The 20,290-nt window shown below is 68.6% G+C and carries 21 protein-coding genes and 1 tRNA gene; 10 read left to right on the top strand and 12 right to left on the bottom strand.

What is annotated here, in order from left to right; translation table 11 throughout:
* The first annotated feature begins 39 nt into the window (after positions 1-39).
* Together AC1ROC_RS07070 and cls are read left to right on the top strand one after the other, a co-directional pair.
* Positions 40-213, top strand: a complete 174-nt coding sequence (locus tag AC1ROC_RS07070) for a hypothetical protein (RefSeq protein ID WP_168690216.1) — start codon at positions 40-42, stop codon at positions 211-213.
* Positions 214-317: 104 nt separating this feature from the next.
* A complete protein-coding gene (gene cls / locus AC1ROC_RS07065) occupies positions 318-1,781 on the top strand; it encodes a cardiolipin synthase (protein ID WP_085368990.1) in 1,464 nt (487 codons plus the stop codon).
* 75 nt (positions 1,782-1,856) lie between these two features.
* On the opposite strand, the gene AC1ROC_RS07060 is transcribed toward cls, so the two are convergent.
* Positions 1,857-2,837 carry a pirin family protein gene (locus tag AC1ROC_RS07060; protein WP_492999070.1) on the bottom strand — a complete coding sequence of 327 codons (981 nt, stop codon included), beginning with the start codon at positions 2,835-2,837 and terminating at the stop codon, positions 1,857-1,859.
* Between the two features lie 58 nt (positions 2,838-2,895).
* On the opposite strand from AC1ROC_RS07060, the gene AC1ROC_RS07055 reads away from it, so the two are divergent.
* The 4 genes from AC1ROC_RS07055 (at position 2,896) to AC1ROC_RS07040 (ending at position 7,311) form a co-directional block, all read left to right on the top strand.
* Positions 2,896-3,327 carry a hypothetical protein gene (locus AC1ROC_RS07055; RefSeq protein WP_247597154.1) on the top strand — a complete coding sequence of 144 codons (432 nt, stop codon included), beginning with the start codon at positions 2,896-2,898 and terminating at the stop codon, positions 3,325-3,327.
* A 129-nt stretch (positions 3,328-3,456) separates the two neighbouring features.
* The gene (locus AC1ROC_RS07050; protein ID WP_085368987.1) at positions 3,457-5,982 is read left to right on the top strand and encodes an ATP-dependent Clp protease ATP-binding subunit; all 2,526 of its coding nucleotides are present in this window, start codon (positions 3,457-3,459) and stop codon (positions 5,980-5,982) included.
* 133 nt (positions 5,983-6,115) lie between these two features.
* A complete protein-coding gene (locus AC1ROC_RS07045) occupies positions 6,116-6,634 on the top strand; it encodes an amino-acid N-acetyltransferase (RefSeq protein ID WP_492999067.1) in 519 nt (172 codons plus the stop codon).
* A 44-nt stretch (positions 6,635-6,678) separates the two neighbouring features.
* The gene (locus AC1ROC_RS07040; RefSeq protein WP_492999065.1) at positions 6,679-7,311 is read left to right on the top strand and encodes a hypothetical protein; all 633 of its coding nucleotides are present in this window, start codon (positions 6,679-6,681) and stop codon (positions 7,309-7,311) included.
* 148 nt (positions 7,312-7,459) lie between these two features.
* Here AC1ROC_RS07040 and radA read toward each other — a convergent pair whose 3' ends face one another.
* The gene (radA, locus tag AC1ROC_RS07035; RefSeq protein ID WP_085368984.1) at positions 7,460-8,821 is read right to left on the bottom strand and encodes a DNA repair protein RadA; all 1,362 of its coding nucleotides are present in this window, start codon (positions 8,819-8,821) and stop codon (positions 7,460-7,462) included.
* A 115-nt stretch (positions 8,822-8,936) separates the two neighbouring features.
* On the opposite strand from radA, the gene AC1ROC_RS07030 reads away from it, so the two are divergent.
* Positions 8,937-9,863: an alpha/beta fold hydrolase gene (locus tag AC1ROC_RS07030; protein ID WP_085368983.1), complete on the top strand. Its 927-nt coding sequence runs from the start codon at positions 8,937-8,939 to the stop codon at positions 9,861-9,863.
* Between the two features lie 64 nt (positions 9,864-9,927).
* On the opposite strand, the gene AC1ROC_RS07025 is transcribed toward AC1ROC_RS07030, so the two are convergent.
* The gene (locus AC1ROC_RS07025) at positions 9,928-10,734 is read right to left on the bottom strand and encodes an SGNH/GDSL hydrolase family protein (RefSeq protein ID WP_085368982.1); all 807 of its coding nucleotides are present in this window, start codon (positions 10,732-10,734) and stop codon (positions 9,928-9,930) included.
* Between the two features lie 101 nt (positions 10,735-10,835).
* Here AC1ROC_RS07025 and AC1ROC_RS07020 point away from each other — a divergent pair.
* Positions 10,836-10,925, top strand: a tRNA-Ser gene (locus AC1ROC_RS07020).
* A 162-nt stretch (positions 10,926-11,087) separates the two neighbouring features.
* On the opposite strand, the gene AC1ROC_RS07015 is transcribed toward AC1ROC_RS07020, so the two are convergent.
* The 8 genes from AC1ROC_RS07015 to AC1ROC_RS06980 form a co-directional block, all read right to left on the bottom strand.
* Positions 11,088-11,693, bottom strand: a complete 606-nt coding sequence (locus tag AC1ROC_RS07015; RefSeq protein ID WP_492999061.1) for a TetR/AcrR family transcriptional regulator — start codon at positions 11,691-11,693, stop codon at positions 11,088-11,090.
* A gap of 41 nt (positions 11,694-11,734) precedes the next feature.
* Complete coding sequence (locus AC1ROC_RS07010) at positions 11,735-12,451, bottom strand: SDR family oxidoreductase (protein WP_492999059.1); 717 nt, start codon at positions 12,449-12,451, stop codon at positions 11,735-11,737.
* 52 nt (positions 12,452-12,503) lie between these two features.
* Positions 12,504-13,355 carry an alpha/beta fold hydrolase gene (locus tag AC1ROC_RS07005; protein WP_492999057.1) on the bottom strand — a complete coding sequence of 284 codons (852 nt, stop codon included), beginning with the start codon at positions 13,353-13,355 and terminating at the stop codon, positions 12,504-12,506.
* A 28-nt stretch (positions 13,356-13,383) separates the two neighbouring features.
* Entirely contained in the window at positions 13,384-14,400 is a 1,017-nt protein-coding gene (locus tag AC1ROC_RS07000) for an NADP-dependent oxidoreductase (RefSeq protein ID WP_492999055.1), read from the bottom strand.
* A gap of 128 nt (positions 14,401-14,528) precedes the next feature.
* Positions 14,529-15,338: a hypothetical protein gene (locus AC1ROC_RS06995; protein ID WP_085368977.1), complete on the bottom strand. Its 810-nt coding sequence runs from the start codon at positions 15,336-15,338 to the stop codon at positions 14,529-14,531.
* On the bottom strand, positions 15,335-15,991 hold the full coding sequence (locus AC1ROC_RS06990) for an RNA polymerase sigma factor (protein ID WP_247597148.1): 657 nt from the start codon (positions 15,989-15,991) through the stop codon (positions 15,335-15,337). Before AC1ROC_RS06990 ends, AC1ROC_RS06995 begins: the two co-directional genes overlap by 4 nt.
* Positions 15,992-15,993: 2 nt before the next feature.
* The gene (locus tag AC1ROC_RS06985) at positions 15,994-16,815 is read right to left on the bottom strand and encodes a hydroxypyruvate isomerase family protein (protein WP_492999052.1); all 822 of its coding nucleotides are present in this window, start codon (positions 16,813-16,815) and stop codon (positions 15,994-15,996) included.
* 42 nt (positions 16,816-16,857) lie between these two features.
* Positions 16,858-17,751, bottom strand: coding sequence for an alpha/beta hydrolase (locus AC1ROC_RS06980; RefSeq protein ID WP_492999050.1), 894 nt, complete (start codon positions 17,749-17,751; stop codon positions 16,858-16,860).
* 56 nt (positions 17,752-17,807) lie between these two features.
* Here AC1ROC_RS06980 and AC1ROC_RS06975 point away from each other — a divergent pair, with 56 nt between their 5' ends.
* A complete protein-coding gene (locus AC1ROC_RS06975) occupies positions 17,808-18,272 on the top strand; it encodes a MarR family winged helix-turn-helix transcriptional regulator (protein ID WP_168690146.1) in 465 nt (154 codons plus the stop codon).
* A 35-nt stretch (positions 18,273-18,307) separates the two neighbouring features.
* Here AC1ROC_RS06975 and AC1ROC_RS06970 read toward each other — a convergent pair whose 3' ends face one another.
* Positions 18,308-18,904 (bottom strand): dihydrofolate reductase family protein, encoded by a 597-nt coding sequence (locus AC1ROC_RS06970; RefSeq protein ID WP_085368973.1) that lies wholly within the window; start codon positions 18,902-18,904, stop codon positions 18,308-18,310.
* A gap of 56 nt (positions 18,905-18,960) precedes the next feature.
* Here AC1ROC_RS06970 and AC1ROC_RS06965 point away from each other — a divergent pair, with 56 nt between their 5' ends.
* Complete coding sequence (locus tag AC1ROC_RS06965; RefSeq protein WP_179150756.1) at positions 18,961-20,283, top strand: replication-associated recombination protein A; 1,323 nt, start codon at positions 18,961-18,963, stop codon at positions 20,281-20,283.
* Positions 20,284-20,290: the final 7 nt, after the last annotated feature.

Genomic DNA, 20,290 nt, shown 5'->3' with positions numbered 1-20,290 from the left:
GTCTCCGTTCTCAGGTGCAGGAGCTACCATTATCAAGTTATGAATGATGTCGTAGCTGGGATCGTGTGGTCACTCGCACCGACCGTCCTCGTCGGTCTGCTCTTCTGGCTGATCATGCGCGCCATCGTTCGCGCCGACCGCACGGAGCGCAAGGCGTACTCGCGCATGGAGGCCGAAGAGCGCGCACGCCGCGGCCTCGCGCCCAAGGCGTAGCTGCGCCGCGTCGCGAGTACCCTCGCGGCCTTCCCTTCGATACGGTAAGCGATAGGGCCTGCACCTCAGCGTGCCCACACAATCGGTAGAGGGGATGCGCGCCGATGGACGCAGGGTTCCTCACCACCGCGATCGTCGTGCTGCTGCTGCTCGTCGACTTCATCATCCGTGTGATCGCCGTGATCGTCGTGCCGCGCAACCGCAAGCCGACGTCGGCGACCGCCTGGCTGCTCGCCATCTTCTTCATCCCGTACATCGGCGTGCTGTTCTTCCTGCTGATCGGCTCGTACAAGCTGCCGAAGAGCCGTCGCGACAAGCAGGCGGAGATCAACCAGTTCATCATCGAGAGCACGGAGGGCATCGAGCGGGTCAGCCGCGACCATCCGTGGCCGCCGTGGCTGGAGTCCGTCGTCGCCCTCAACCGCAATCTCGGGGCGATGCCGCTCGTCGGCGGCAACACGGCCAGCCTGAACGGCGACTATCAGGCGTCACTGGATGCGATGACGGAGGAGATCCGGGCAGCGCGCCGCTATGTGCACGTCGAGTTCTACATCCTGAGCTGCGACCAGACCACCAAGCCGTTCTTCGACGCGCTGGAGGATGCCGTGAAGCGCGGCGTCTCGGTGCGCGTGCTGCTCGACCACATCGCGTCGTACCGCACCAGGGACTACAAGCAAACCACCAAGCGCCTCACCGACATGGGCGCATCCTGGCACCTGATGCTGCCGGTGCAGCCGTTCCGCGGCAAGTACCAGCGGCCCGACCTGCGCAACCACCGCAAGCTGCTGATCGTGGATGGCCGGGTCGGCTTCATGGGTTCTCAGAATGTGATCGACCGCAGCTACAACAAGAAGTCGAACATCCGGCGCGGACTGAAGTGGAAAGAGCTGATCGTGCGCTTGGAGGGGCCGATCGTCGCCGGTCTCAACGCGATCTTCATCACCGACTGGTACAGCGAAACCGACGAACTGCTCCGCCGCGAGACGGAGCCGATCACCGACGACCTCACCGCGAACGCGCTGGATGCCCAGGTGGTGCCGTCCGGGCCTGGGTTCCCCGGCGAGAACAACCTGCGCCTGTTCCTCGCGCTGCTCTACTACGCGCAGGAACGCATCGTGATCACGTCGCCGTACTTCGTGCCGGACGACGCCATGCTGATGGCGATCACGACCGCGACGCAGCGCGGGATCGCGGTGGACCTGTTCGTGTCGGAGGTCGGCGACCAGGCGTTGGTCTACCACGCGCAGCGGTCGTACTACGAGGCGCTGCTGCGCGCCGGCGTGCGGATCTGGATGTACAAGAAGCCGTACATCCTGCACGCCAAGCACTTCACGATCGACGACGACGTGGCCGTGATCGGGTCGAGCAACATGGACATGCGCTCGTTCCAGCTGAACATGGAGGTGTCGCTGATGGTGCGCGGCCGCTCGTTCGTGGACGAGATGCGGGCCGTCGAGGACGGCTACCGCCGGGACAGCCGCGAGCTCACGCTCGACGAGTGGATGAAACAGCCGCTGCGGTCCACGGTGCTGGACAACCTCGCGCGGCTGACCTCGGCGCTGCAGTAGCCGCATCCGGGCTGGCGAGATGCCACTATCTGCGCCGCATCCCGGGCGTTTCGCGACAGTTGCTGGTATCTCGCGTTAGCCGCGCGGCTTGAGGCGCACGGTGGGGAGGTCGGGAGCGGGGAGCGCCCGGCCGTCGTAGCCCGCGACGGTGCCGAACCGGCCGTGGGCGTCCTCGTCGTCGATCACGTCGCGCATCCACTCGGAGCGGAACTGCACGACCTCGTCGTGCCCGCGCCCGATGAAGTTCCACCACATCACGATCTGCTCGTTGAGCGGCTCACCGCCGAGCAGCACCAGCCGTGCCCCGCCGTCGCCGACGGTCACGGTCACTGCGTCGCGTCCGGGCGCGAGGTAGGCGAGGTGTGCACGCGGCACAGGCACGCCCGCCACGGAGACGTCCCCGGCGTCCACCAGGATGCCGTGCTCGAACGACGCGTCGAGCGGCACCACGATCTCCCCGGCGCCGTGCACGAGCAGCTCCGCGCCGAGCAGCGGGCTGAACACGGTGGCGTCCGTCCCGCTCCCCGCGAGCTGTCCGACGAACGTGCGCACCTCCGCGGCGCCGAGCTGCCCGGCGACCGGCACGTGGTGCTCGAAGAACGGCTCCGTCGCGCGCGACCGGTCCGGCAGCGCGACCCACAGCTGCACGCCGTGCAGGCGGGTCGTCTGCGGCGTCGAGACCTCGGAGTGGCTGATCCCGCGTCCCGCGGTCATCAGGTTGAGCTCGCCCGGTCGCACCATCGCGTGGCTGCCGACGCTGTCCCTGTGCTCGATCTCGCCCTCGAACAGCCAGCTGACAGTCTGCAGGCCGGTGTGCGGATGCGGAGGGACGCGCATCCCGCCGGTCGCCGAGACGTCGTCCGGACCGTAGTGGTCGATGAAGCACCAGCCGCCGATCAGCGAGCGGCGGCGCTGGGGGAGCGTGCGGCGCACGTTCATCGCGCGCGGGCCGCCGAGCGGCACATCCCGCGGTTCGAGGATCTCGACGGCATCGTCTCCGATGCGCGGCTCGTCGTCGACGAGCACCTCCGCCGGGTCGCGTTCCAGGTTGCTCACACGTGCATCCTAGAACGCGCACAGCCACGAACCACCTCCGGCTTCCTAGAATGAGAGCGTGCATCGAACTCTCGCGGCGAGCCGCGCAACCGTGGCCGTCGTCGGCGTGCTCCTGGCCGGCCTGGCACTGACCGGATGCACGGCAGCGTCCTCGAAACCCGTGGAGGACTACGCGGGCGAACCGAAGGGTGTCGAGGCCCCCGCGAGCAGCGCGGGCGGTGCCGCGTGGGCCGTCTGGATGAAGGACGGCGACCGGTTCGCGATCGTGCTCTACGGCAGCTCGACCTGCCCGCCGACCGTCGCATCGGTGTCCGTCACCGCCAGCAATCAGCTGAAGGCGATGCTCGAGCCGGCCCCCGGCGGCGTCTGCACGCGCGACTACGTGCCGCACACCACGATCTTCGAGACGCCGTCCGGGGTGACCACCACCTCCGACGTGACCATCACTCTGCCGGACACGACGCTCACCCTGCCCGGCCTGCGGGGCTGAGGCTGCGCATCCCGGACAGTCGCGGGAAACACTGTCACGCCCACGGCGAACAGGGGCTATAACGGCGCCCTCCGGTGGTTACTCTCTTTGTATCGACGCCAACCCTGCAACGGCGTCTGAGGAGTAGACATGTTCGAGAGATTTACCGACAGAGCCCGCCGCGTCGTCGTCTTGGCCCAAGAAGAAGCCAAGATGCTCAACCACAACTACATCGGGACGGAGCACATCCTGCTCGGCCTGATCCACGAGGGTGAGGGTGTCGCCGCCAAGGCGCTCGAGTCGCTCGGCATCTCGCTGGATGCCGTTCGCGAGCAGGTCCAGGACATCATCGGCCAGGGCCAGCAGCAGCCGACAGGGCACATCCCGTTCACCCCGCGTGCCAAGAAGGTGCTGGAGCTGTCCCTGCGCGAGGCGCTGCAGCTCGGCCACAACTACATCGGCACCGAGCACATCCTGCTCGGCCTCATCCGTGAGGGAGAGGGCGTCGCCGCCCAGGTGCTCGTGAAGCTGGGCGCCGACCTCAACCGCGTGCGCCAGCAGGTCATCCAGCTGCTCAGCGGATACCAGGGCAAGGAGCAGGTCCAGGTCGGAGGCAACGATCAGGCCACCGCGCAGGCAGGCAGCCAGATCCTCGACCAGTTCGGCCGCAACCTCACCCAGGCTGCGCGCGACAACAAGCTCGACCCGGTGATCGGACGCGAGAAGGAGATCGAGCGGGTCATGCAGATCCTGTCGCGCCGCTCCAAGAACAACCCCGTGCTGATCGGTGAGCCCGGCGTCGGAAAGACCGCAGTCGTCGAAGGGCTCGCCCAGGCGATCGTCCGCGGCGACGTGCCGGAGACGCTGAAGGACAAGCAGCTGTACACGCTCGACCTCGGCTCGCTCATCGCAGGCTCCCGCTACCGCGGTGACTTCGAGGAGCGCCTGAAGAAGGTCACCAAGGAGATCCGCACCCGCGGCGACATCATCACCTTCATCGACGAGATCCACACCCTCGTGGGCGCAGGCGCTGCCGAGGGCGCGATCGACGCGGCCTCCATCCTGAAGCCGCTGCTCGCCCGCGGTGAGCTGCAGACGATCGGCGCCACCACGCTCGACGAGTACCGCAAGCACTTCGAGAAGGACGCGGCCCTCGAGCGCCGCTTCCAGCCCATCCAGGTGGCCGAGCCGTCGCTGCCCCACGCGATCAACATCCTCAAGGGGCTGCGCGACCGCTACGAGGCGCACCACAAGGTGTCCATCACCGACGGCGCGATCGTCGCGGCGGCGAACCTCGCCGACCGCTACATCCAGGACCGCTTCCTGCCGGACAAGGCCATCGACCTGATCGACGAGGCCGGAGCACGTCTACGGCTGTCGATCCTGTCGGCCCCGCCGGAGCTGCGCGAGTTCGACGACAAGATCGCCGCGGTGCGCTCCCAGAAGGAAGCCGCCATCGAAGACCAGGACTTCGAGAAGGCCGCATCGCTGCGCGACGAGGAGAAGAACCTCCTCGGCGAGCGTCTGCGCCTCGAGAAGCAGTGGCGCTCCGGCGACGTGAAGACCACGGCAGAGGTGGATGAGGGACTCATCGCCGAGGTTCTGGCCCAGGCCACGGGCATCCCGGTGTTCAAGCTCACCGAGGAGGAGTCCGCACGCCTCGTCTTCATGGAGAAGGCGCTGCACCAGCGGGTCATCGGTCAGGAGGAGGCCATCGCGGCACTCTCCAAGACCATCCGCCGTACGCGCGCCGGTCTGAAGGACCCGAAGCGTCCGTCCGGTTCGTTCATCTTCGCCGGCCCCACCGGTGTCGGTAAGACCGAGCTGGCCAAGGCGCTCGCCGAGTTCCTGTTCGACGACGAGTCGGCCATGATCTCCCTCGACATGTCGGAGTACGGCGAGAAGCACACGGTCTCGCGACTGTTCGGTGCTCCTCCCGGATTCGTCGGCTTCGAAGAGGGCGGCCAGCTCACCGAGAAGGTCCGCCGCAAGCCGTTCAGCGTGGTGCTGTTCGACGAGATCGAGAAGGCGCACCCCGACATCTTCAACTCGCTGCTCCAGATCCTGGAGGAGGGACGTCTGACAGACGGTCAGGGCCGCGTGGTCGACTTCAAGAACACGGTCATCATCATGACGACCAACCTCGGCACGAAGGACATCTCCGGCGGCCCCGTCGGTTTCCAGATCGAGGGCGACCCGACCACCGGATACGACCGGATGCGCGGCAAGGTCTACGAGGAGCTGAAGAAGAACTTCAAGCCCGAGTTCCTGAACCGTGTCGACGAGATCATCGTGTTCCCGCAACTGTCCAAGCCGGAACTGCTGCAGATCGTGGACCTGTTCATCAAGCGCCTCTCCGACAGGCTGCTCGACCGTGACATGACGATCACGCTGGAGCAGGCCGCCAAGGAGCGCCTGATCGAGGTCGGCTTCGACCCCACCCTCGGAGCCCGTCCGCTGCGCCGCGCTGTGCAGCACGAGATCGAGGACCGTCTCAGCGAGCGCATCCTGCACGGAGAGCTCAACGCCGGCGACCACGTTCACGTCGACTTCAAGGACGGCGAGTTCGTGTTCACGACGGAGGCCCGCAAGGAGCCGATCGGCGCCGGCGTCAACGCCGCGGCCGCCATCGGCACGGGGCCGGCGACGCCGGACCTGGCCGCATCCTCCGAGTGAGGTAGCCGAACCTGTTGTATCCCGGGAGCGGGGTCGCCTGAATGGCGGCCCCGCTTTCGCGTGTGCGTGTGTTCGTGTGCGCGTGTGTTCGCGTGTGCGCATCCGGATGCGGCGGGTCGCTAGGCTTGGGCGGGTGAGTGGTTCAGACAGCGCCGGGTTCGTCATCCGCCGGGCGCGTGCCAGTGACGTGATGCGCATCCAGGAGCTCGTGGAGCCGCTGGTACAGCGACGAATCCTGCTCGGCAAGGATGCGGTGGTGTTCTACGAGTCGCTGCAGGAGTTCCGGGTCGCGGAGACGCCGGATGGTGAGCTGATCGGCTGCGGGGCGCTGCACGTGATGTGGCGCGACCTCGCCGAAGTGCGCACCCTGGCCGTCTCCGAGGACTGGTTGGGCAGGGGCATCGGCCACGCGCTGCTGCGGCGGCTGGAGGACGACGCCAGGGAGCTGGGCCTCAGCCGCCTGTTCTGCCTGACCTTCGAGGTCGCGTTCTTCGAGCGCAACGGGTTCGAGGACATGGGCGGTGAGACGGTCGACCCCGAGGTGTACGCGGAGCTGGTCCGCTCGCACGACGAAGGTGTCGCGGAGTTCCTCGACCTGGCTCGGGTGAAGCCCAATACCTTGGGAAATACTCGTATGTTAAAGCGGCTCTAGCGCGTTGCCGCGGCATTCGCCGTGGCCGCCGCTATCCTGCAGGCATGTCGACGTTCAAGCATCCTGTCGGCCCGCAGCCGAGCACCGTCTATTGGCGACGCCGGCTCATCCTCGCCCTCGGCGTGATCGCCGTGATCGTCGTCGTCGTGCTGATCGTCGTGCGGCCCGGCTCGTCCCAGGGCACGCCGACGCCGGCAGCGACGAACTCGAAGCCGGCGACCCCTGGCGCGGACGGCACGAGCATCCCGACCGAGAACACGACGGCGAGCGGCCAGCCCTGCAAACCGGCGAACGTGAAGGTGACGGCGAACACCGACGCGAACACCTACGCCGCCGGCGAGCTGCCGAAACTGACGGTGTCGATCACGAACACGGGCACGGTGTCCTGCAAGATCGACGCAGGCACGGCGCAGCAGGTGTTCACGATCACCAGCGGCACGGAGACGTACTGGAAGTCGACAGACTGCCAGTCGGACAAGGTGGATGCGGAAGTGCTGCTGCAACCCGGCAAGACGGTGTCGTCGCAGACGCCGATCGAGTGGGACAGGACGCGCTCCGACCCGGCCACGTGCCAGCAGACGCGCGAGCAGGTTCCCGCCGGCGGGGCGTCGTACCACTTGACCACGTCGGTGTCCGGCATCGAGTCGGCGGAGTCGAAGCAGTTCATCCTGAACTGAGGCCGCGCCGGTTGCGGTGGCGGTTGCGGTTGGGGCGGCGGTTGCGGCTGGGGTCGCGGTTGCGGCTGCGAGATGCCAGTAACTGTGGCGGATCCCGGGCGTTTCGCGACAGTTAGTGGCATCTCGCCAGAATGGCGGCCCCCGCGGGTCAGAACGCGGCGTCGAGCTCCCGCTCGCGGTCGGAGATTGCGGCGGTGAACGCTACGCGGAGGGCTTCGCGGATGCTCTCGCTGCGCGCATCCACCCGGGTGGTGAAGCCGAGGCGCGTGGCCTCCGCCGCCCGTTGCTTGCCGCTGGCGACGGGGCGGATCTCGCCGGCCAGGCTGATCTCGCCGAACGCCGCGAGCGTGTGCGGGATGGCCTTCTCGTTGGCGGCGGACGCGATGGCGAGTGCGATGGCGAGGTCGGCGCCCGGCTCGGTGAGGCGCACGCCGCCGACCGTGGAGACGTAGACGTCTTTGTCGCCGAGGCGGATGCCGGCGCGGCGTTCGAGGACGGCGAGCAGCATGGCGACCCTGGAGGAGTCGACGCCGTTCGTGACGCGGCGCGGATTGGGCGCTGTGGTGGCCACGACGAGGGCCTGCACCTCGACCGGGAGCGGACGGCGCCCCTCCATCGCGACGGTGACGCAGGTGCCGGAGACCGGCGTGGTGGTGCGGCTGAGGAACAGCCCGCTCGGGTCGGCGACCTCCACGATGCCGTCGCCCGACATCTCGAAGCAGCCGACCTCGTCGGTGGGGCCGAAGCGGTTCTTGAGCGCCCGGACGAAGCGGAGCGCGGTCTGGCGGTCTCCCTCGAACTGGCAGACCACATCCACCAGGTGTTCGAGCAGGCGCGGCCCGGCGATGGAACCGTCTTTGGTGACGTGGCCGACGAGCAGCACGGGCAGGTTGCGGTCTTTCGCCACCCGGATGAGCGTGCTCGCGACCTCCCTGACCTGGCTCGGTCCGCCCGCGAGACCCTCGCCGTTGCTGCTGGACACCGTTTGCACCGAGTCGACGATGACGAGTCGCGGGTCGACGGCGTCGATCTGGCCGACGATGGTGGCGAGGTCGGTCTCCGAGGCGAGGAAGAGGTGGTCGTGCATCGCCCCGGTGCGCTCCGCGCGCATCCTGACCTGGCTCACCGACTCCTCCGCGCTCACGTAGAGCACGCGCGACCGGGCGCGGGCGGCGCGGGAGGCGACCTCGAGCAGGAGGGTGGACTTGCCGACGCCGGGCTCTCCGCTCAGCAGGATGGCGGCGCCGGGCACGATGCCGCCGCCCAGCACGCGGTCGAACTCGGCGATGCCGCTCGGCCAGTGGCTGACCGTGGCCGTGTCGATGTCGGTGATGGAGCGGGCGGCGCGGTCCGCCCCGATCGAGACGGGCTTGAGCGCGCGCAGGACGCCCGTCGGCGCCGTGGCCTCCGTGACGGTGCCCCACTCCTGGCACTCGCCGCAGCGGCCGGCCCACTTGGCCGTCGTCCAGCCGCACTCCGTGCAGCGATAGTTGAGCTGAGCCTTCGCCACGCAACCTCCTCGATCCGGTTTCACACTACGGGGGACCACCGTCATCGGGCGGAGGATCGCGCGGACTGTGGGCAACTGCTGGCCAGTGTCGGTTGTGAGGGGTTCAATAGGCGGCATGGCGAATCTGACCTTCACACTGGCGTCCGGCCGCAAGCTCGGCGTGACCGGGCTCGGCGATTCGATGGCGGAGCGCATCGTGGTGTTCTGCCACCCGGCCCCCGGGTCGTCCGTCTTCGACCCTGATCCGGATGCGTCGAGCACCAGGAACGTGCACATCCTGGCGTTCGACCGCCCCGGCTACGGCTCGAGCGACCCGCTGCCCGCCGGCACCTGGCCGAGCATCACGCAGGCGGCGGACGACATCGCCGAATACCTGCGGTCGATGAACAGGGACGAGTCGAGCATGGGCGTCAACCGCCCGAAGACCATCGGCATCGCGGGCTGGTCGGCCGGCGGCCGCATCGCCCTCGCCTTCGCGGCCAGGCACCCCGACATCGCCGACCGCGTCGCCATCATCGGCACGCCTGCCCCGAACGACGCGGTCGAGTGGATCGACCCGCAGTTGCAGGCCATGTCCGACCACCTGGCGACGCTCGAACCGGATGCGGCGCTCGCCCAGCTGAGCGGAATGCTGCAGCCGCAGGCCGACGCCGTGAACGCCGCGGACCAGGAAGCCGACGTGCCTCTCGACCTGCTCGGCGCATCCCCGGTCGACGACGCAGCGCTCGCCAGGCCGGGCGCCCGTGACCGCCTCGGCCGGATGCTCAAGGACGCCTTCCGGCAGGGTCCTGGCGGTGTCGCGGCCGACATCCTCAGCTACACCGCCCGCCCGTGGGGCTTCGACCTCGCCGACATCGCGGCGAAGACGCTCATCGTCAACGGCCAGGCCGACCCGCTCGCGGGCAACGCCCACGCCAGCTGGTACCAGAAGGCGATCCCGGATGCGCGGGTCGAGATGATGCCGGGCGCCGGTCACCTCGTGGTGATCCCCGCGTGGGAGCGGGTGCTGTCGCACCTGGCGCCGGGCACGTCGAAGGGGTGATGGCAGCGGGGCGGGAAGGCGTTGTGCTGCGCCGCCCCGGGCATCCACTGCCGGTCAGCTGCGGTCAGCTGGCCTGCGCATCCGGTAGCTGCTGCGGTTGCTGCGTCGCCGCGGTGACCGGACGGCGCGGGAACCGGCGCACCACGTGGGCGGTGACGGCCGGCAGGAAAGCGGACGCCCACACCCGGTAGCCGCGGTCGTTCGGGTGGAACAGGTCTTCGGCGAACTGGGTCACGATGCCGCGCAACCCCTGACGCTTCATGGTGTCGTGCAGCGGGACGACCGTAAGCCCGCGCTCGGCGGCGACGCGGCGCAGGATGGCGTTGCCGACGGCGACCTTCTTCTCGTTCCACGGCAGGTAGAAGCAGGGCAGGTCGGCGACGATCGCATCCTGGGGGACGGCGTTGAACACCTTCCGGATGCCCTCCTCGAACAGGTCGGGATCGAACGCGGCGATGTCGTTGGCTCCGATGGCGACGGTGACGATATCCGGTTTCAACTCGGCGAACCGCGGCAGCTGATCGGCCACGGCGAGAGCGACGGTGGCGCCGGACACGCTGAGGTTGACCATCCGGACCGAGCGCCCGGTCGCGGCCTTGATGTGGTCGGCGATCACGCCGACGTAACTGTTGCGCGGGGCGGAGGCGCCGATGCCCTGCGCTGCACTGTCGCCGATGGCCACATAGAGCAGCTCGCCCTCCACCTTGGCCGCATCCCGCCACCACTTGGAGTGCACGGGCAGCGTCTCGTTCAGCCGGACCCGGCTCGCCTCCAGCGTGTCCTGAGCCTTCCTGACCCGCGCCCACGCGAGAAGCCCGACCGCGACCGTGGAAACACCGGCACCGACAGCGACACGACTCTTCGTTCCCATTCCCAGCACTGTACTCGCGCGCATCCTGACGCGCGCTGGTGGTGCGCTGACCGTTCGCTGTCGATTGGCGGTCGGCGGGGCGTTCGCGTACGATAGTCCGCGGTACCGTGTCCGAGCGGCCGAAGGTGCAACTCTCGAAAAGTTGTGTGGGTGAAAGCCCACCGTGGGTTCAAATCCCACCGGTACCGCCACGAAAACCCCTGGTTAGCCAGGGGTTTTCTGCTTTCTGGGCCGTTGCTCCCGCGCGAAGAGCGGAGACGCCAGTCGGCGGGCACGTGGTCACAGGCCGTCAGCTCGTTCGGAGAGCCCCTCGCTGTGCCGATTCGTTGTCGATGATCGCCCGGCTCTGACGCTCACCGCTGCGCGAGCACCGCGGCGAGCTGTGTTGCGATCTCGCGCACGACGTCGTCGACGGAGGTCTCCGGATCCGGGGCCGACGCCATGGAGAGGAGCATGATCGCGGAGATGACGTGGGCGAGGACGGGCGCGTCCGCCGGGGTGCTCGCTTCGTGTCTCAGCAGTGTCTCGCTCAGGAGCTCTTCGGTCCGCGTGACGATGTCGAGCGCGGCGCGGTGGTGGGGCTCGTCGGCATCGCCGAAGGCCATCTCTTTCAGGTAGGTGCGTCCGTTGTCGATCTGGACCCGGTTGCAGGCGACGATCGGGCGGGCGACGGCGAGCAGCGCTTCGAGCGCATCCGGTGCTGTTGCGGCCGCGGCCCGCCCTTCCTCGAGCGCCTCGGCGTAGTGGGCGTTCTGGACGAGCAGGAGGAGTTCGCCCTTGGATTTCGCATAGAGGAACACGGTGCCGGTGCCGACATCGGCGAGCTCTGCGATCTGCTGGGTGGTGACGTCGTCGACCCCGTGCACGGCGAACAGCTCGGAGGCTGCCGCGGTGATGCGGTCCAGTTTGGCGCGCTTGTTCCGTTCGCGCCGCCCCAGTTCGGCGGTGACGTCGCTCATTTCGGGTTCCTTCGACGTGGTCGGTCGGCTCGGAGACGAGTTTAGTTGCCGCCGGCAGTCCTCAACTCCGGGTAGAGGACCTCGATGGGCGCGGCGAGGCCGGACTTGATGCGGGCGCTGATGTCGTCGGCCACGACCTCGTACGCGCCGGCCTCGACGGCGTCGTACACCGCGGCGACAAGGTCGCCGGGCAGCATCTTCGGGCCGTCCGCCTGCGCGGCCATCCGGGTGTCGACGTATCCGACGTGCACTCCCGTGACGAGCACGCCGAGCGGGTCGAGTTCCAGCCGCAGCGAGTTGGTCGCGGACCAGAGTGCGGCCTTCGACGCGCTGTACGTCCCGCCGAAGGCGTACCAGCTGGCGACAGAGTGGATGTTCACCAGGGCAGCGTCGTCGGCCGCGATCAAGGTGGGGGCGAACGCGCGTGACACGCGCACCGGGGCGAAGAAGTTGAGCTCCAGGTTCGCGCGGAGGTCGGCTTCGGAGATGTCGAGCATGCTCGCCGTCGGCGGGACCCCTCCTGCGTTGTTGATCACCACGGTGACATCGCTCGCCGCGCTGACGACCGCTTCGATGGAGTCGGCGTCCGTCACGTCGAGGGGGAGCGGGACGATGCGATCGTCCGTCCACGTCTGGGGGTTGCGCGCGGTCGCATAGACCTTGGATGCACCGCGGTCGAGGGCGGCACGGACGAATTCGGTGCCGATGCCTCCGTTCGCGCCTGTGACGAGGACGACGGCATTGGTGAGCGATGGCATGAGTGTTCCTTGACTGTCGGGGTAGCGGTGCGGGTGAGGGGTGCTGCGGCGGCTAGGCGCCGAGGAAGTCGACGGCGACCGGCGCGAATTGCTCGTGGTACTGGAAGATCGCACCGTGGCCGGAGTCCGGGTAGATGAGGAGCTCGGAGCCGGCGATGCGCCGGTGGAGGTCCTCCGAGAGGACGGAGGGCACCATCCGGTCGTTGTCGCCGTTGGCGATGAGCGTGGGCTGCGTGATCCGTGACAGGTCGGACGGGGCCGATCTGCCGAACCTCTGGATGGCTTTCAGCTGGGTGTGGAACGAGGAGAGCGAGATGTCCTTGTCGCGGTCGGTCACGCGTTCCTCGAGTCGCCCGATGAAGGCCTTTCCCGCCTTTTTGCCCGTCGCGTTGCGGTTGAAGAAGAGGAACTCCTTGGGGTCGGACCGGGTGAGCGCGGCGCGGAGGATGTCCCAGTACGTGGTCCAGAGCACTTTGTCCATGTCCTTGCCGCCGCGCGGGCCGGTTCCCGTGAGGACGAGCCTGCGGACCAGGCCGGGGTGCTTCAGGATGAGGTCTTGCGCGATCATCCCGCCCATGGAGAAGGAGAAGACGTCGATCAGGTCGTATCCCAGCGCCGTGATGAACGCGTATGCGTCGTCCGCTGCGGCCTCGAGGGTCGTGGGAACCTTCCCGGAGGAACCGCCGACCCCGCGCTGATCGAAGGCGATGACGTGCCGGTGCTTCGCGATCGGGTCGACGATCCGTGGATCCCAGTTGTCGAGCGTTCCGGCCAGGTGCACGAAGAAGACGACCGGGATGCCGCCTGCCGGTCCCAGCTCCCGGTAGGCGACGGTCGTGTCGCCGACGCGGATGGTGCGTGTGGGGGCGTCACGGTATGCGGTGACGACGGGTTCCGTGCTCATGGTGGGCTCCTTCGGTGGTGGGTGACGATCAGCGGTCGGCGCGCGGCGACGGGCCGGAGATGGCGGCGACGGACTTGGCGCGAATGCCGCGAGCGAGCGAACCGAGTTCGGCGGGGATCTGGTCGAACGGGACGACGCGGCCAACGACCGGCCGGAGTACCTGCTCGTCGACCAGCGCCGCGATCTGCTCGAGCTGCGCGCCGTCCGCGCGCATGAAGAGGAACTCGTACGTCACGCCCAGGCGCTTCGCCTGCGTGCGAATCTTCCGGCTCAGCCCGGTGACGGCCGCCCGGAGCACGGGATTCATCCCGATCCGTCGAGCGAACGCGGGGTCAGGCGGACCGGCGATGCCGATCGCTGTGCCGCCGGGCTTGAGGATGCGCAGCGACTTCTCGAGGTTCTCACCCCCGAGGCTGTCGAGCACGAGGTCGTAACCGCTGAGTAGGGTTTCGAAGTCTTCTGTGCGGAAGTCGATCACCACATCCGCCCCGAGCCCGCGAACGAAGTCGCGGTCGGCCGCGCTGACGGTGGTGGCGACTGTCGCGCCGAGGTGCTTCGCCAGCTGGATGGCGATCGTGCCAACCCCTCCCGCACCCGCGTGGATGAGGACCTTCTGACCCGCATGCAGGTGACCTCGCTCGACGAACGCCTGCCAGGTGGTCAAGGCGACGAGCGGTAGGGATGCCGCTTCGATCATGTCGACGGAGGCGGGCTTGTGCGCGACATCGTCCTCGGAGACGGCGATGCGTTCGGCGAAGGTGCCGATGCGACCATCGCGCGGGCGGGCGAAGACCTCGTCGCCCGGGGTGAATCTCCGGACGGCGGAACCGACTTCGATGACCGTGCCCGCAAGGTCGAGCCCGAGCGTGTGCGGAAGCTGCAGGGGCACGATCTGCGTGAACTGCCCCTGCCGGATCCCTTCGTCCAGCCGGTTGAGCCCGGCCGCCTGCACCGCGACGAGCACGTCGTCCGGGCCGACGGTCGGCTCGGGAACCTCCGAGCGCTGGAGCGGCTCCTTATATGCGGTCAGGGAGAGTGCGTGCACGAGTGTGCCCTTCTTGACAGGATTAGTGATTGCACTCAATTATGAGTGCAGTCGGAAATTGTGTCAAGTGGGGCCGGGTGGAGAGGGCTCGGGATGCCGCAGGTGATGTGGGCGTCCTGGCCCACCCGTCAGGCGGGGCAGCGCTCGGAAGGGATGGAATTGACTCTTTTCTGACCGATCGGCAGGACAGCTTCGTTGGCGATCTGGATGTCGGTGACCGCGCCGTTCATCACGGCGAAGACGATCCAGCCGCCCTGGTTGTCCGTCAGGCCGTAGTAGGTGACGAGGTCGTTGTACGTGCCCGTCTGCTGGATGTTCGGATACGCGGCGAGCAGTTCCTCGGCCGTGGAACTGATACCGATGCCCTCAGGCGTCTTCGGGGTATTCGCGTGGTCGTCGGCGCCGGTTCCGAAATTGCCGAACTCGATGGCCGCGGTCTGGTCGGAGCCGTCGGCTGCGCCCACGAACCTGAAGCGGAGGCCGTTGGGGGCGAGCAAGAACGCCAGTTCTGGGACACAGATCGGGTCGGTGGCGTCGGAGAACGCGGGGATGATCTGGTGCTGCGCCGCGAAAGGCGTCCCGAGACTGACCGGACCGACACCATCGAAACGGATGGTCCAGGTGGACGGATCTGCCGGATCGTCGACGGGCGCCACCGTGGTGGGCGTCGACGTCGGGGTCGGTGTCTCGGTTGGCGTCGGCGTCGGAGTGGGTGTCGGTGTCGGCGTCGCGGTCGCCACCGGGGCCGGGTCGAGAAGTCCGGTGCCGAGGGCGTATGCCACCGTGCCGCCGGAGATGCTGACGGCGAGCAGCACCAGGGCCACGATCAGCGCTGTGCGTTTGTGGGCGGTGCCTGGTTGCGTTGCGGCCGCGTGCGTGACGACCAGGTCGCGGATCGCGGCCTTGCGGCGCGGGTCGAAGGTGGGCTCGGTGCTCATCGCTCTCCTCCGTTCGTCGTAGTGGGGTTCGTCGTAGTGGGGTTCGTCGTGGTGGGTTCCGTCGCGGCGGGACTCGTGGCAGGTTCCGCCGCGGTGGGGTCCTGCTGCAGCAGTTCGGTGAGCCGGGTCTTCGCCCGGGAGAGGCGCGATTTGACCGTGCCCGGCGCGATGCCGAGTGCCGCGGCGGCGTCGGCCGTGCTCAGCTCCTCCAGCACGCACAGCGTCAGGATGTCCTGGTCGCGTCGCGGCAGCGTGGCCAGCGCACGGCGCAGTGCCGCACGGCGGGAGTCGCGGTCGATGCGCTCGTCCACGGCGTCCGCGTGATCCGGCGCGTGCTCGGGCGGTGGCAGCTGCTCCAGCCCGGTGCGGTAGCGGCGGGATGCGCGCGCATAGTTGCGGAACACGAAGTTCGTCATCACCAGCAGCCAGCCGATGACCGAATCGTTCACCTCGCGCATCGCATCCCTGCGGCGCCAGGCCTCCAGGAACACCACGGCCGTCACGTCCTCAGCGTCGTGGATAGACGCCGTCAGTCGCATGGCCTGGCGGAAGACACGATCGTGGTGCAGGTCGAACAGCTCCCCGAACGCGTCGGCGTCACCGCCCCGCACGCGTTCGAGCACAGTCGGCTCGTCCAGTCGAATACCCCTCATATCTAAGTAGTGTCCGCGACGAACGTCGTGGTTCCCGGCGCGCGCGGCTCGTCGACCAGCGCTGCCAGGTCTTCGACGTGCCGGAGCGAGGCGACCGTCTCGCGGCTCGGGGTGTACTCCATCCCCCAGCGGCCCGTGTAACCGAGGTCGCGGAGAAGGCGGAACTGCGACTCCCAGTCGATCGTCCCTGTGCCCGGTTCGTGTCGGCCGGGGGTATCGGCCACCTGCACGTGACCGACCAGGCCGATGTCGTCGCCGACCTCGGCCGCGAGATCCTCGCCCATGACGAGCGCGTGGTAGGCGTCGAGCAGGAGGCGCAGCTGCGGGGAGCCGATCTCGCGCACGATGTCGAGTCCCTCCCTCGTCGACCAGAGGTACGTCCCGATGTGGTCGACACGCGAGTTCAACGGCTCGAGGAGCAGCGTGACCCCGCTGCCCGCGACGATCGCCGCCGCGCGCGAGGGCACGGAGACGACCGCATCGTGCTGGTCCTGCCGGGGCACCCCATCCCGCTCCTGGCCGGCCACCACCACGAGGTTGGGGGCGCCGAGCGCGATCGCGACCTCCAGCGAATCGCGCACCCCGTCGAGATACGGCTCGTGCGTGGACGGGTCGGTGAGCTGCAGCTGTGGGTCCACGATGAGCGACAGGAGCGTGACGCCGGTCTCGTCGAGTGCCGCCCGAATGGCCTCCACATCCTTGTCGCGCCATCCCCAGATCTCGACGGCGTCGAGACCGTGGGCCGCTGCTGCCCGGATGCGGTCGGCGGTCCAGTCGGCCGTTTCGGTGAACAGCCACTCCAGATTGGCGGCGATGGTGGTCACGGCGGTCTCCTGTCGGTGGTGCGACTCAGCGCGGTCGCTTCATCATTCCACCCGCTGGCGGAGGAACAGCGCTGCCCGGTCGAGCGCTTCCGCCGCCTCGTCCAGCACGCCGACGTATGCCTGGAACACGTGGGGCACGTCGGCGGTGACATCCAGGATGACGTCGACGCCGGCGTCGCGAGCGCGCTCGGCCAGGCGGACGGAGTCGTCCAGCAGGAGCTCGTTCGTCCCCACCTGCAGCAGCATCGGCGGCAGGCCGTGAAGGTCGGCGTGCACCGCGGGGGCGAGCAGTGGCTGGGCCGGGTCCTGGCCGGCGAGGTAGAGCTCGCCGGTGCGTCGCATCGCCTCGGCGGTGAAGAAGGGGTCCACGCCGTCCTTGGTGACCATGCTGCTCCCTGACCGGGTGTGGTCCAGGCCGGGGGAGAAGGCGACGATCGCCGCCGGGAGCGGCAGGCCCAAGTCCCGGGCGGCCAGGCAGGTGGTGACCGACAGCCCGCCGCCCGCCGAGTCGCCCACGAAGGCGATGGACGACGGCGGCGTGCCCTGGGAGAGGAGTTCCCGGTATGCGGCGACACCGTCGTCGATGGCGGAGGGGAAGGGATGCTCGGGCGCCAGGCGGTAGTCCAGCGAGAGCGCCCGCATCCCGGATCGGAGGACCAGCTGCGCCGTGATGCTCAGGGCGGTCGTCGGCGAACCGAGGATGAAGGAGCCGCCGTGGAAGTAGAGCACGGTGCCCGGGCGCTGGTCCCCCGCCGGTTCGACCAGCACGGCGTCTCGGTCAGCGAGGCGGGTGGGGGTGGTGCGGATGCCGCCCGGCACGGGGAAGGAGCCCATGAGGGCGGCGAACCCGGCCCGCATCTCGTCGATCGTCGTCGGATGCTGTGCTGGGGCGAGCCGCAGCTGCTCGGCGAGGGTTCTCCGTTGTTCCGTGGTCATGGTCTCTCCGATCGCGTGGATATATGCCGAGGCATGCAGTTATTAGACTATATGCCATGGCATACAAAAGCGCGAGCGACGACCTGGCCGCCTTCTTCGACGACCTCGTCCGCTCCGAGACGCGGTTGTACAACGCGGTCGACGACGCACTGCGCGCCGAGCACGGGATCGCTGCATCCCAGTTCGAGATGCTCCGCTACCTCGCGGCCAAGCCGGGCGCGCGGGTGATCGACATCGCGGAGAACTTCGTCGCCGGGGTCGGGGCCATCAGCAAGGGGGTGGACCGCCTGGTGCAGCGCGGCCTGGCCCGGCGCCACCCGAACCCGTCGGACGGGAGGTCGTCCCTGGTCAGCCTCACCGAGGAGGGGGAGCGCCTGGTCGACGAGGCGGAGGCGGTGTTCCTTGCGCAGCTGGATGCCCTCATCCCGATCCCGCGGGAGCGGCGGGAGGCCGTCGCGGCGGTCCTGTCCGAGCTGCGCGCTTCGCTGGAGGCAGCGAAGGCGGGCATCCCGGTGGGGTGAGGTTCGGCGCCGGCCGCAGCCGTCGTCGTCGTCGCTCAGGCGTACTCCGGCCGCCCTCCCACTCCGTACGTGAGGGCGACGATCCCGGTGCCGAACACCCGGGAGTCGAGCAGGTCGAGGGCGAAGTCGAGTCCGCGTTCCGGGAACAGGCGCTCGCCCTCGCCGACGATCACCGGGAACTGGATGAGGTTCAGCTCGTCCACCAGCTCGTTCTCGAGGAGCCAGCGGGCGAGCGCGGCGCTCCCGACCACGAGCAGCTCGCCGCCCGGCTGCGCTTTCAGCTCGCGCACGCGCTCGGCGACATCGCCGGAGATCACGGTGGTCTTCTGCCAAGTGGGGTCCGACACCGTGCTGGAGACCAAGTACTTCGGCTTCGAGCTGATCGCGGCACCGAAGCCGTCGTCGTCGCTGCGGGCGCCCCAGTACGTCTCGAACAGGCCGTAGGTCTTGCGGCCGAGGAGGAACGCATCCGGGCGTCGCCAGGTGTCGAGGATGTACTGCACCGCCTCGTCGTCGCCCAGCGGCAGCGCCCAGCCGCCGCGGGTGAAACCGGGGTCCATCTCCTCGTTGTTGCCGCCGTTCGCCTGGGCGACGCCGTCCAGAGTGACCTGCAGGCTGATCGTGAGTCTCATGTCGTGTTCCCTTCTCTCAGCTGGGGATGCGGTGGTCCCCACGGTAGTCTGCGATCGTGAGCGAGCTACCGCCTTCTCTGTTCGACGTGGACGACGCGTCCCGTCCGCTCGCCGATCGGCTGCGCCCGCACACCCTGGCAGACGTGGTCGGCCAGGACCACCTGCTCGCCCAGGATGCGCCGATCGGGCGGATGGTCGCTGCGCAGCGACTCGTGTCGATGATCCTGTGGGGACCGCCCGGCTGCGGGAAGACCACCATCGCGCGCCTCCTCGCCGAGCAGACGAACCTGGCGTTCGAACCGCTCTCCGCCACGTTCTCCGGCGTCGCCGACCTCCGCAAGGTGTTCCAGGCCGCGCAGCGGCGGCGCGAGATCGGGCAGGGCACGCTGCTGTTCGTCGACGAGATCCACCGGTTCAACCGGGCGCAGCAGGACTCCTTCCTGCCGTACGTCGAAGACGGCACGATCGTGCTCGTCGGAGCGACCACCGAGAATCCCAGCTTCGAACTCAACGGCGCCCTCCTGTCCCGCTGCCAGGTGTTCGTGCTCAAACGCCTCGACGACGCGGCCCTCGGCATCCTCATCACGCGTGCGGAGGAACTGCTCGGCGCACCGCTGCCGCTCGACGACGACGCCCGGCAGGCCCTCATCGCGATGGCGGACGGCGACGGCCGCTACCTGCTGAACATGATCGAGCAGGTGCAGTCGCTACCAGCACCCGTGGATTCGGCGGCGCTCGCGGCGGCCGTGCAGAAGCGCGCCCCGCTGTACGACAAGTCGCAGGAAGGGCACTACAACCTCATCTCCGCCCTCCACAAGTCGATGCGCGGCTCCGATCCGGACGCCGCTCTGTACTGGCTGGCCCGGATGCTCGCCGGCGGAGAGGACCCGCTGTTCATCGCCCGCCGGATCACCCGGTTCGCCACGGAAGACATCGGGATGGCCGACCCGAACGCGGTGCAGCAGGCGCTCGCCGCGTGGGACGTCTACGAACGCCTCGGCTCGCCGGAAGGCGAACTCGCGATCGCCCAGGCCGTGCTCTACCTGGCGACGGCGCCGAAGTCGATCGGCGTGTACCGCGGGTTCAGCAGGGCGAACGCCGCGGCGAAGCGCACGGGATCGCTGATGCCGCCCGCGCACATCCTGAACGCCCCCACCCGGATGATGAAAGACCTCGGCTACGGCAAGGGATATCAGTACGACCCGGACACCGAGACCGGCTTCTCCGGCGCGAACTACTTCCCGGACGACATGGCCCGCGAGACGTTCTACGAACCGACCGAGAACGGGTACGAACGCAACGTCGCGGAACGCCTCCGGCAGTGGGCGAAGCTCCGCGATCAGGGTGCAGGGGGCGGGAAGGCCGCCGCCGACGACTGACCGGATG

Source organism: Leifsonia sp. GW821-FHT13C05 (assembly GCF_058806515.1).
Note: the sequence above shows the minus strand (reverse complement) of the source record. Positions and strands in the feature narration are given on the sequence as shown.

Bases quoted from the DNA above. Each gene is read 5' to 3' on its own strand.
- AC1ROC_RS06990 (WP_247597148.1), bottom strand. From the start codon at position 15,991: ATGAGGGGTATTCGACTGGACGAGCCGACTGTGCTCGAACGCGTGCGG.
- AC1ROC_RS07005 (WP_492999057.1), bottom strand. From the start codon at position 13,355: ATGAGCACGGAACCCGTCGTCACCGCATACCGTGACGCCCCCACACGC.
- AC1ROC_RS06975 (WP_168690146.1), top strand. From the start codon at position 17,808: ATGGCATACAAAAGCGCGAGCGACGACCTGGCCGCCTTCTTCGACGAC.
- AC1ROC_RS07040 (WP_492999065.1), top strand. From the start codon at position 6,679: ATGTCGACGTTCAAGCATCCTGTCGGCCCGCAGCCGAGCACCGTCTAT.
- AC1ROC_RS06970 (WP_085368973.1), bottom strand. From the start codon at position 18,904: ATGAGACTCACGATCAGCCTGCAGGTCACTCTGGACGGCGTCGCCCAG.
- AC1ROC_RS07050 (WP_085368987.1), top strand. From the start codon at position 3,457: ATGTTCGAGAGATTTACCGACAGAGCCCGCCGCGTCGTCGTCTTGGCC.
- cls (WP_085368990.1), top strand. From the start codon at position 318: ATGGACGCAGGGTTCCTCACCACCGCGATCGTCGTGCTGCTGCTGCTC.
- AC1ROC_RS07030 (WP_085368983.1), top strand. From the start codon at position 8,937: ATGGCGAATCTGACCTTCACACTGGCGTCCGGCCGCAAGCTCGGCGTG.
- AC1ROC_RS06995 (WP_085368977.1), bottom strand. From the start codon at position 15,338: ATGAGCACCGAGCCCACCTTCGACCCGCGCCGCAAGGCCGCGATCCGC.
- AC1ROC_RS07070 (WP_168690216.1), top strand. From the start codon at position 40: ATGAATGATGTCGTAGCTGGGATCGTGTGGTCACTCGCACCGACCGTC.
- AC1ROC_RS07025 (WP_085368982.1), bottom strand. From the start codon at position 10,734: ATGGGAACGAAGAGTCGTGTCGCTGTCGGTGCCGGTGTTTCCACGGTC.
- AC1ROC_RS07010 (WP_492999059.1), bottom strand. From the start codon at position 12,451: ATGCCATCGCTCACCAATGCCGTCGTCCTCGTCACAGGCGCGAACGGA.
- AC1ROC_RS06980 (WP_492999050.1), bottom strand. From the start codon at position 17,751: ATGACCACGGAACAACGGAGAACCCTCGCCGAGCAGCTGCGGCTCGCC.
- AC1ROC_RS07015 (WP_492999061.1), bottom strand. From the start codon at position 11,693: ATGAGCGACGTCACCGCCGAACTGGGGCGGCGCGAACGGAACAAGCGC.